A 1,982-nucleotide genomic window follows, 5' to 3' on the forward strand; every position below is an offset into this window, starting at 1 on the left:
GCAAAATTGCCTTGGTGGACTACTAGTTGATACTGTAAATAAATATTTTTAATCTTGACTAAATACGTGTATTTACCGGAGAATAAACCTTACTTATACAAAATAGGGAGTTCAACCTTGAGTAACACAAATTTGGCACTCAAGAAAATTACCACCGAGATTAGTGGGACAGTGTTCTCATTGCCTTACTATGTAGCTCGTGATCAAGGATATTTTAACGACTTAGGGCTAGAGATAGAGTTTGTCAAACGCAACTATGGCGATCGCCCAGCCAATATCACACTGATTGATGATCATCGCCAAGTGAGTTCTTTTGGCGGCCCTTCTTTATTTGAACAAGGACAAAGCACCCTTTACCGCGCTTGCGAATGGGGACAAGTCCGCCGCACATACGACAGTTCTCGTGGTGGACAGGTGATAGCCAAGCGGGCGGCGATCGCCAGTCAAGCGATTATCGTACGTCCAGATTCACCCTACAACATCCCCCAAGACCTCGCTAATGTACCTGTTGGTGTGAACTTTCACCACGGTTCTCACTACATCGCTATTCAAACCCTTGAAGGCTTCTTGGCTCCAGAGGAGATTAAAGTAGTACACATCGAAGGCGGTGGACAACATAAACAATTCAACCGCTTTGTCGCTTTGCGTGATGGGCTAGTTGATGCAGTTGCAGTCATGGAACCCTGGATTACAGTTGCCGAAAAACTGGGCTACAAGATTATCGCTGAGGCTCACTATGTCGGTCTAGAAATTGCTAGTCCCGACCTAGACGAAGAGAGTTTCGAGGCGATTAATAAAGCTATTCGTCGCGCTGTTCAGGATTTGCAAACAGACCCTATCCGCTATACAAAGTATCTGATTGATGACGTATCAGAAGAGATTGTCAAACTCGAACCATCAGATTTCCGGCGCAACCGCCTGCGCTATAACGACCCAGCACCATACTCGGAAACTGATTTCCACCGCACCTACAACTGGATGGTGAAGTGGGGACTGATTCAACCTGATGCAACTTTCCAGCAGATTGTTGATAACCGAGTTATTGCAGCTAATTGAACAACTGCGCAAAATGCTGAGTGAAGAGTAAAACTAATTATTCAAGTAGTCTAATTTCAACCTGCTTGAATAGTTATTGAATCAGGTTTTAACGTTGGCGTTGTCTAAATTTGGGATGAATTGTCTCACGCTAAAAGAATAATGAGTTTCACATTTTAGTACCTGAGATTTCATCCCCTAATTCAGCAACGCCTTAAATCCAAATTTCCACATTAATATTACTTGCTTGTAATTTAAATAAATCTTGAATAAGCAAATGCACACACGTAGAGACTTTTTAAAATATGCTTCTTTAGGAGTCACAACTGCTCTAGTTACACAAGCCTGTAATAACATAAATAAACCTGCTGCTAATCAAGAAACTATTAGCGTTAAATTAGGGGCAGTAAGTGGCATTAACTCCATTGATGTTTGGATTCCCCAGGATTTAGGTTATTTTAATGCGGCTGGTTTGAATGCTGAAGTCATTACTTTTCAAAGTAGTGCCAAAATGCGAGATGCGTTGATTGCGGGAGAAATTGATTTTAGCGCCCAAGCACCTTTACACGTTTATCTTTCTCGCTTGAAGGGAGTGCCGTTAAATGTCGTTGCCAATCGTCGTAATCTGGTTGATACTTCCTTAATTGTTCGTTCTGATTTGCGCTCTCAAATTAAGAGTGTTGCTGACCTCAAAGGTAGAAAAATTTCCGCGGGTGAAATTGGCACTTGGAGTTGGGCCGTTTTCGTCAAATATCTGCGGCAAAATGGTCTGAACGATAAAGATGTTGAGTATGTTCAAAGTACAACAGCTTCTACTTATACATTGCTCAAAACTAAACAAGTAGACGCTGCGATCGCAGGTGCGCCCGACCTCCATAAATTAATCAAAGAAGGCACAGTTTTTCAACTATTAAATGCTTTATACCAATTCACGAAAAATTTGATTC

2 protein-coding genes are annotated in these 1,982 nt (G+C 41.8%); both read left to right on the plus strand.

Annotated features, from left to right (window positions below):
- Nucleotides 1–117 precede the first annotated feature (117 nt).
- Nucleotides 118–1,056, plus strand: a complete 939-nt coding sequence (locus tag NCWK1_RS05820) for an ABC transporter substrate-binding protein (protein ID WP_103124048.1) — start codon at nucleotides 118–120, stop codon at nucleotides 1,054–1,056.
- Between the two features lie 256 nt (nucleotides 1,057–1,312).
- A partial coding sequence (locus NCWK1_RS05825; protein ID WP_146033954.1) for an ABC transporter substrate-binding protein occupies nucleotides 1,313–1,982 on the plus strand: 670 nt, incomplete at its 3' end.

Origin of the sequence: Nostoc cycadae WK-1 (genome assembly GCF_002897135.1) — a bacterium.
Classification (GTDB): Bacteria; Cyanobacteriota; Cyanobacteriia; order Cyanobacteriales; family Nostocaceae; genus Nostoc_B.